This is a genomic window from Aminobacter sp. P4_D5 (assembly GCF_056401815.1).
In genome coordinates this window covers 1-7,902 of record NZ_JBFUIP010000218.1, presented here as the reverse complement: position 1 = coordinate 7,902, position 7,902 = coordinate 1, and the positions used below count along the sequence as shown (strand labels likewise).

The following is a 7,902-nucleotide window of genomic DNA, read 5'->3' as shown; positions in this document are numbered from 1 at the left end:
TCCCCGGAACGGTCCGCAAAAAGCGGCACTCGAGGATTTGCTCGAGTGCCGCTTTTGATTTGTCCTGACAGTCGCTGACTTGTCGCTCACATGTAGAGCTTGGCAGGGTCCTGGCCCGCGTAGAGCTGGCCCACCTCGGCCGCGTAGCCGTTGAACAGCTGGGTCGGCACCAGCTCGCCGGTGGCCAGTACGCGTTCCTTGGCCTGGCTCCAGCGTGGGTGAGGAATCTCGGGGTTCACATTGGCCCAGAAGCCATATTCGCTCGGCTGGATCGCTTCCCACAGGCCGACAGGTTGTTCGGCGACGAAGTCGATCTTCCGGATCGATTTGATCGACTTGAAACCGTACTTCCACGGCAAGGCGAGCCGCAGCGGCGCGCCGAACTGCTTGGCCAGCGGCTTGTCGTAGGCCCCGGTGACGAGGAAGGGCAGGTCGAGCGCAGCTTCTTCGATGGTGACGCCTTCGATGTAGGGCCAGGGGTAGACGAAGTCGTTCTGGCCGGGCGCCATGGCAGGATCGAGGAAGGTTTCGAAACGGATGAATTTTGCGTCCGCTTTCGGACTGGCGAGCGCCACCAGGGACTTGAGCGGAAAGCCGCTCCACGGAATGGTCATCGACCAGGCCTCGACGCAGCGGTGGCGGTAGAGCCGCGTCTCCAGCGGGAATTTGCGGATCAGGTCATCGATGGCAAGCGTCATCGGTTTGTCGACAAGGCCGCCGATCTCGACTTCCCAAGGCCGCGTCTTGAGCTGCTGGGCGTTGGCTGCGATCTCCTTGTAGGTGCCGTATTCGTAGAAATTGTTGTAGTTGGCGTTGATCTCTTCGGGCGTCAGCGGCCGGTCGAGCTTGTAGGCCGTGTTCGGCTTGGCGGGATAGAGATCGGCTGTGGGGTCGGCGTCTTCGGCGCGTGCTCGCCGGGGCAGGGCAGCAGCGGCGAGGCCAAGGCCCATGCCAGCCAGAATGGTGCGGCGGTTGAGGAATATCTCTTCGGGCGTGGCCAGAGCTTCCGATATCGCCCAGGACGGGCGGCGATGTATGAATGCCATCAGTGGTTCTCCCCTCAGCCAAGCCCTAAGTTCGGCCGGGCCGGATGCGAAATCAACGGTAATGCCTTCACATACGAGTGCGAACGGCCCGTTGTTACAGCGCATGGCCGATACTGGTCATCAAGAGACTGTGAAGAGGAGGACCGGGCGGCGGTGACGCCGGCCGGTCTACGTGTTCAGGCAGCCTTGCCGCCTGACTGCATCGCCTCGTCGGCGAGGCGGCCGGTGAGCTCGGCCATATGGTCGAAGTCGGCGCGGTAGGTGGCAGCACCAGCGGTTGCCGAGCGTAGCTCGATGATCAGGTCGCCGATCTCCGATTGCGGCATGGTCGCCTCGACCACGTCCCAGCCGGGCCAGCCCGAACGAGCGTCATAGCCGAGGATTTGACCGCGGCGCTGCGGCACCAGCGCGATGATGCGCGCTGTGGCATCGGACGGCGTGAAGATCTCGACCTTCATGACAGGTTCGAGCAGCACCGGCGAACAGCTTGGCATGCCTTCCTTCATTGCGATCCTGGCCGCCATCTGGAAGGCCATGTCGGAGGAATCGACCGAGTGGAACGAGCCGTCCGACAGGTTGACCGCGATATCGACAACCGGAAAGCCAAGCGGGCCGGTCTTGAGGAACTCGCGCGCGCCTGCTTCAACCGACTGGATGTACTGTTTGGGCACGACACCGCCGGTGATGGTGTCGGTGAACTCGAAGCCCGAACCGCGCGGCAGCGGCTTGATCTCGATGACGACGTCGCCGAACTGGCCGTGACCGCCGGACTGCTTCTTGTGGCGGCCGCGCTGCTGGACGGACTTGCGAATGGTTTCGCGATAGGGAACCGCCGGCGCATGGCCTTCGACGGCGATCTGATTGCGTCCTTCGAGCCGCTCGCGCACGACCCGCAAATGCATCTCGCCATGGCCCGACAGCACCGTCTCGGCAGAATCCTGATTGTGGTGCAAGGTGAGCGAAGGGTCTTCTTCGGCAAGGCGCTGGATCGCCGCCGACATCTTGACCTCGTCCTTGCGCTCCTTGGGGCGAAGGGCGAAGGCATAGACCGGCTTCGGCGGCGCGAGGCTGACCAGCGGCTTGGTGCCGCCTTTGGCCGAGGTCAGAGTCTGGCCGGTCGAGACATTGTCGAGCTTGCCGAGTGCCACCGTGTCGCCGGCACCGGCAGTGGCAAGCTTGGACTGATCCTTGCCAAGCATGCGGTAGATGCCCGAGACCTTGGCGGTGTCGGTTGCGTTGAGCCAGAGTTCGGCGCCATCGGTGACTTGACCAGAGAGAATGCGCGACACCGACAGCTTGCCGGCATGCGAGGTGTGTATGGTCTTCATCACCTGAACCACGGACGCATTGCCGTCGCCCAGGCCAAGCCGCTTGCGTGTCGCCTCGACATCGGGTGCGTCATGGCGGATGGCCTTGAGCAGCCTCAGCGTGCCATTGCCCTTTTCGGCCGAGCCGATGAGCACCGGGGTGACGGTGCCATCGCGCAGATCGGCGGCGAGGTCGTCGAAGATCGCGTCCTTGGGAGGCTCGATCTCTTCGAGCAATTGTTCCATCAGCTGGTCGTCATGGTCGGCAAGGGTTTCGAGCATGGCGAAGCGCGCTTCGAGTTCCTGCGCCTTGTCGTCGCTGTGAATGTCGGCGATCTCGCTTGCGGCGTATTCGCGGTAGATGTAGGCGCGCTCAAGCGCCAGGTCGATCGAGCCGACGATGACGCCGTCCTTGCGCAGCGGGATCTGGCGTAGCAAGAGCGGGGCCCGGCTGACCGGCTGCAAAAGCTTCAGCGTGTCGCGCACGCCTGATGTCGCCTTGTCGATCTTGTTGAGGAACAGGATGCGCGGGATGCCGAGCTCGTCGAGCTTGCGCATGATGACCTGCAAAGCGGGGATCTTCTTCTCGTYGGGCTCCACGACGACGACCGCGAGATCGCAGGCGGCAAGCACCGGTTCAGCCTCGAAGGCGAACTCGACCGAGCCTGGGCAATCGACGAAGGTGATGCTCTCGCCCATGAACTGGGTGGTGGCGAAGACCGCCTCGACGCTCATGGCATGCGCCCGGGCCTCGGCGGAATGGTCGGAGACGGTGCTGCCGGACGAAACCGGCTGCTGCTTGGGGATGGCGCCCGTGCGGGCGAGAAGGGCTTCAAAAAGTGTGGTTTTACCGCTGGCAAAGGGACCGACGATGGCAATGCACTTCGGTCCCGTGCGTCTTCCTCCGGCGCGACTACCCATGAGAGCTGACCTCCACTCAGGCATTTTTCCCTGAATGCGGCGGCCGGCCTGTTCGGCCGTCGCGGGTAACAACGTTGGTGCAGTTCCTCCCGTTCGAACGCATCGTCACACGGCTTTGAAGGCAGGGCAAGAGGAAGGCTTGTCGAGCTTCACCCAACGGCAACCAAAATGTGCTGAACTCCAAAAGCGGCATCCGATGTCGCTTCCAGCGCGCTGAGCCGATACCGCTGCAAATCAATATCGGAGGCGGGAACAATGACGACATCAAGTCGCGCCCATCAGGAGGAACGTAGTCGAATGTCCAGTGAACTCGATCATCTCAGCCGCCTCGTGGTCAGCGGGCGGCTGTCGCGCCGCGACTTTCTCGGCCGCGCCGCAGCCCTTGGCGTCACTGCCTTGTCGGCCAATACTCTGCTTGGCAGTGCCGCGCGGGCGCAGGCCCCGGTCAAGGGTGGCATATTGAAGGCTGGCATGGTTGGCGGTGCCGCCACTGACAGCCTCGATCCGGCAAGCTGGGCGAGCCAAGTGCCCTATACGCTGGGACGCAGCTGGGGCGAACAGATGCTGGAAGTGTCGCCGGCAGGCGAGATTGAGCCCCGGCTGGCCGAGTCCTATGAAGCCTCCGACGACGCCAAGACCTGGCATTTCAAGATCCGCAAGGGCGTGACTTTCCACAATGGCAAAGACCTGACGCCGGCAGATGTGATGGCGACGCTGGAGCGCCATGCCGACGCCAATTCGAAATCGGCGGCGCTTGCGTTCGTTAGCCAGTTCGACAGCGTGAAGGTCGATGGCGACTATGTCGTCATCCAGCTCAAGGAGGCCAATGCCGACCTTCCCTACGTGGTCAGCGACTATCACCTGATGATCCAGCCCAATGGCGGCAAGGACAAGCCGACCGAAGGCATCGGCACCGGACCCTACAAGGTCGTGGTCAACGAGCCCGGCGTGCGCCACGTCGGCGAGTTGCACAAGGGTTATTGGGGCACCGACAAGCGCGGTCATGCCGACCAGATCGAAATCGTCGTCATCAACGACGCGACGGCCCGTACATCGGCACTTCAGGGCGGCCAGGTCGACATGATCAACCGTGTCGAACCCAAGATCGTCGACCTGATCAAGCGCGTGCCGGGCGTTGAAATCCGCAACGTGCCGGGCAAGGGGCACTATGTTTTCATTGCCCACTGCAACGCTGCCCCCTTCGACAACAACGACTTGAGGCTCGCACTGAAATACGCCGTCGACCGCGAGGAGATGGTGCAGAAAATCCTGAGCGGCTACGGCTCGATCGGCAACGATATGCCGGTGACCAAGGCCTATGCGATGTTTGCTGACGACATCGAGCAGCGTAAATACGATCCGGACAAGGCGGCATTCCACTACAAGAAATCGGGCCACAGCGGGCCGGTTCTGCTGCGCACCTCCGATGTCGCGTTCCCCGGTGCGGTCGATGCCGCCCAGCTCTATCAGCAAAGTGCGGCCAAGGCCGGCATCACGCTTGAGGTCAAGCGCGAGCCCGGCGACGGCTACTGGTCGGAGGTGTGGAACAAGCAACCCTTCTCGATGTCCTACTGGACCGGGCGGCCGACGCAGGATCAGGTCTATTCCATCGCCTATCTCTCCAAGGCTGAGTGGAACGACACGCGCTTCCAGCGTGAAGACTTCGACAAGCTGATCTTCGCCGCCCGCGGCGAGCTCGACCAGGCCAAGCGCAAGGATCTCTACCGGCAGGCTGCCGTGATGCTGCGCGACGAGGGCGGCGTCATCGTGCCGATGTTCAACAACTACATCGACGCGACCGGCACCAAGGTCGGCGGCTGGGTCGACGATCCCAACGGCGAGCTGATGGGCGGCCATGCACTGACCAAGTGCTGGGCGAACGCCTGAGCGCAGGACGTGAGGTCTGCCGCTAGTGGGTAGACCTCACGCCTCGAATTCCCAGGCAAGAAGTCGCTGGAGCTGCGGACCGCCGGGAGCAGCCCTGGCGCGGCGGAAAGACTGCGTGCGCGATGCCAGTGCGCCCGACGCGATCTGACCCCTGACAGCTATGCCGACGCCGTCCTCAGCGGCCTGCCGCAATTTGCTGGTTCAACCACAAAAAATGGATTGGAAGTGAGCGCTTGGGCGGAAGCATCAAGTTCCCAAAGCGTCGCAGCCTCCGGCCATTCAAGTGCGGTTGCGACCGCTGTTCAGGGGCAAGCTTCGGTGCGATATTCCAACCAGAGCGTCAGGCGAACTTGCCCGAGTTCATGTGCCTGAAACGCTGCGACGATGACAGTGGCGAAGTGCCGTGAACAAAATGTTGCTCGGAGCGGTTGCCTTGGTCTTCGCGTCTCTCCCCGCGCAGGCCCAGGACCGTTCCGCCGACGAACTTGCGCAGCGCACTGTGGAGCGGCGTGCCGTTGACGCCGTCATCTGGGGCATGCCGGCGGTCAATTTCGATCTGATGCTTCAGGCGGGGCTGAAGGCGGGCGCCAAGGACAACGAGATCGTCTACTGGTCAGGTCTGCCGGACTGGAAGAACCAGACCCTCACCCCCAATCCCGATGTCATCTACCTGATGCCCTTCTTCGATACCAAGGACGTTGGCCCGATGGTGATGGAGATCCCGCCGGCTGGTCCCGAAGGCTCAATTACCGGCAGTATCGACGATGGCTGGCAGACGGGACTGGAAGATGTCGGGCCGGCCGGCGTCGACAAGGGAGCTGGCGGAAAATACCTGATCCTGCCTCCCGGCTACAAGGTGAAGACGCCTGACGGCTACATTGCGCTTCAGTCGGCGACCTACCAGAGTTACGCCTTGTTGCGCTCCAACGTGGCGAGCGGCAGCGCCGCCGACGTCGCCAAGGCGGTCGAGTATGGCAAGCGTGTGAAAGTCTACCCACTGTCTCAGGCAGCCAGCCCACCATCCACCAAATTCGTCGATGCGATCGACGTTGTCTACGACAGCACCATTCCCTACATTTGCGCTTCTTCCAGTCGCTCGACCGCTTCGTYCAGTACGAGCCCTGGATCGAGCGCGACAAGGTGATGATCGATATGCTGAAGTCGATCGGCATCGAGAAAGGCAAGTCGTTCGCTCCCGACGAGAAAACCCAGGCGATCCTGAAACAGGCGGCCAGCGAGGCCCACGCCGAGCTCGATCACCGCTACGAAGGCGTCTTCACCACATCGTTCAACGAAGGAATGCAATGGGTGCTTCCCGCGCTGCCGGGGGTGTCCGAAGGCATGATGACCAACTTTGCCGATCCGGATGCCTATCCGGTCGACGGACGCGGCGTCGCCTATTCGATGGCCTACTTCAGCGCCAAACATCTGGGCGCGGGGCAGTATTATCTGATGACGATCCGGGACAAGGACCGAAAGCCCCTCGACGGCAGTGGCAGCTACAAGCTGACGGTACCCGCCGAGGCGCCGGTGAAGCTCTACTGGTCAGCCACCGTCTACGACCGCGCCACGCATGCGCTGATACGCGACATGCCTTACTCAAGCCGCGCTTCCACTACGCAAGGCTTGGTCAAGAACGCCGACGGATCGGTCGACGTATATTTCGGGCCGAAGGCGCCGACCGGCAAGGATGCCAACTGGGTGCCGACGAACCCGGACGGCAGGTTCGAGGTATTGTTCCGACTGTACGGCCCGGAAAAGCCGTTCTTCGACCAGGTTTGGGTGCTGCCTGATATCGAGCGTATCGCTGCCCAGTGAATGCGGAGAGAAGAAATGAAAAACTTACTCGTTCAAGTCTGCGCGAGCTTGCTGCTCGTGGCGGCCCATCCCGCACTCGCGCAGACGCAACCCGCCCCACCGGTTGGCAATGCCGTCGCGGTCACAGCCGATAACTTCATACGCGCCGAGACGGATATGTATTTCGCGCTCTTCGCCAGCCAGGGCAGCCTCGGCAAGTTCAACCACCTGCGCGACCTGCCGCTCGAGAACACTGGCGTGCGCCCCAACCGCGACACGCTTTACTCGCTTGCCGTGTTCGATCTCGATGCCGGGCCGGTCACGATCACCATGCCCGATGCCGGCAAGCGCTTCATGTCGCTGCTGATCATCGACGAGGACCACTACGCGCTGGAAGTCGACTACGGTCCTGGCGCGCACACCTTCGCCAGAGATAAGGTCGGGACGCGCTACCTGTTTGCGGGCGTCCGCATCCTGTCGACCCTGGCGATCCCGCTGACATGGACCGAACCCGCGCGCTGAAGGATGCAGTCAAGGTCGAGCAACCAGGCGGGCCGGGCAAGCTCGAACTGCCCAATTGGGATCAAGCAAGCCAGAAGAAGGTGCGCGATGCGCTCCTGGCGCTCAACGACACGCTGCCCGACCTCAGGAATGCCGGCGGCCGCAGGGGCGAGGTCGATCCGGTGAGGCACCTGATCGGCACGGCATCGGCCTGGGGACTCAACCCCGACAAGGACGCCATCTATCTCAACGTCACTCCGGCCAAAAACGATGGTGCGACGACCTACCGGCTGGATATCCCGGGCAACGTGCCGGTCGATGCCTTCTGGTCGGTCATCGTCTACGACGCCACCGGCCATCTCCAGAAGAACCCGCTCAACGCCTATTCGCTGAACAGCGTCACAGCCAAAAAGGCCGCGGACAGCTCCGTTGCCGTCCAGTTC

The 7,902-nt window shown here is 62.6% G+C and carries 7 protein-coding genes; 5 read left to right on the top strand and 2 right to left on the bottom strand.

The genetic code is table 11. From position 1 onward, the window contains the following. Positions 1-86: 86 nt before the first annotated feature. Positions 87-1,046 carry a protein-methionine-sulfoxide reductase catalytic subunit MsrP gene (gene msrP / locus AC1DWF_RS28395; protein WP_476784856.1) on the bottom strand — a complete coding sequence of 320 codons (960 nt, stop codon included), beginning with the start codon at positions 1,044-1,046 and terminating at the stop codon, positions 87-89. Between the two features lie 176 nt (positions 1,047-1,222). Next, positions 1,223-3,274 (bottom strand): elongation factor G, encoded by a 2,052-nt coding sequence (locus AC1DWF_RS28390; RefSeq protein WP_476842333.1) that lies wholly within the window; start codon positions 3,272-3,274, stop codon positions 1,223-1,225. Between the two features lie 297 nt (positions 3,275-3,571). On the opposite strand from AC1DWF_RS28390, the gene AC1DWF_RS28385 reads away from it, so the two are divergent. The 5 genes from AC1DWF_RS28385 to AC1DWF_RS28365 form a co-directional block, all read left to right on the top strand. Beyond that, a complete protein-coding gene (locus AC1DWF_RS28385; RefSeq protein WP_476784854.1) occupies positions 3,572-5,161 on the top strand; it encodes an ABC transporter substrate-binding protein in 1,590 nt (529 codons plus the stop codon). Between the two features lie 412 nt (positions 5,162-5,573). Continuing rightward, a complete protein-coding gene (locus AC1DWF_RS28380) occupies positions 5,574-6,305 on the top strand; it encodes a DUF1254 domain-containing protein (RefSeq protein ID WP_476842334.1) in 732 nt (243 codons plus the stop codon). After that, entirely contained in the window at positions 6,305-6,979 is a 675-nt protein-coding gene (locus AC1DWF_RS28375; RefSeq protein ID WP_476842332.1) for a DUF1214 domain-containing protein, read from the top strand. Before AC1DWF_RS28380 ends, AC1DWF_RS28375 begins: the two co-directional genes overlap by 1 nt. A gap of 15 nt (positions 6,980-6,994) precedes the next feature. Beyond that, positions 6,995-7,480, top strand: coding sequence for a DUF1254 domain-containing protein (locus AC1DWF_RS28370; protein WP_476842331.1), 486 nt, complete (start codon positions 6,995-6,997; stop codon positions 7,478-7,480). After that, on the top strand, positions 7,459-7,902 hold a 444-nt coding region (locus AC1DWF_RS28365), incomplete at its 3' end, for a DUF1214 domain-containing protein (RefSeq protein WP_476842330.1). The genes AC1DWF_RS28370 and AC1DWF_RS28365, both read left to right, overlap by 22 nt.

Excerpts from the sequence above, each read along its gene's own strand:
- AC1DWF_RS28385 (WP_476784854.1), top strand. The coding sequence starts at position 3,572 with ATGTCCAGTGAACTCGATCATCTCAGCCGCCTCGTGGTCAGCGGGCGG.
- AC1DWF_RS28370 (WP_476842331.1), top strand. The coding sequence starts at position 6,995 with ATGAAAAACTTACTCGTTCAAGTCTGCGCGAGCTTGCTGCTCGTGGCG.
- AC1DWF_RS28375 (WP_476842332.1), top strand. The coding sequence starts at position 6,305 with ATGATCGATATGCTGAAGTCGATCGGCATCGAGAAAGGCAAGTCGTTC.
- msrP (WP_476784856.1), bottom strand. The coding sequence starts at position 1,046 with ATGGCATTCATACATCGCCGCCCGTCCTGGGCGATATCGGAAGCTCTG.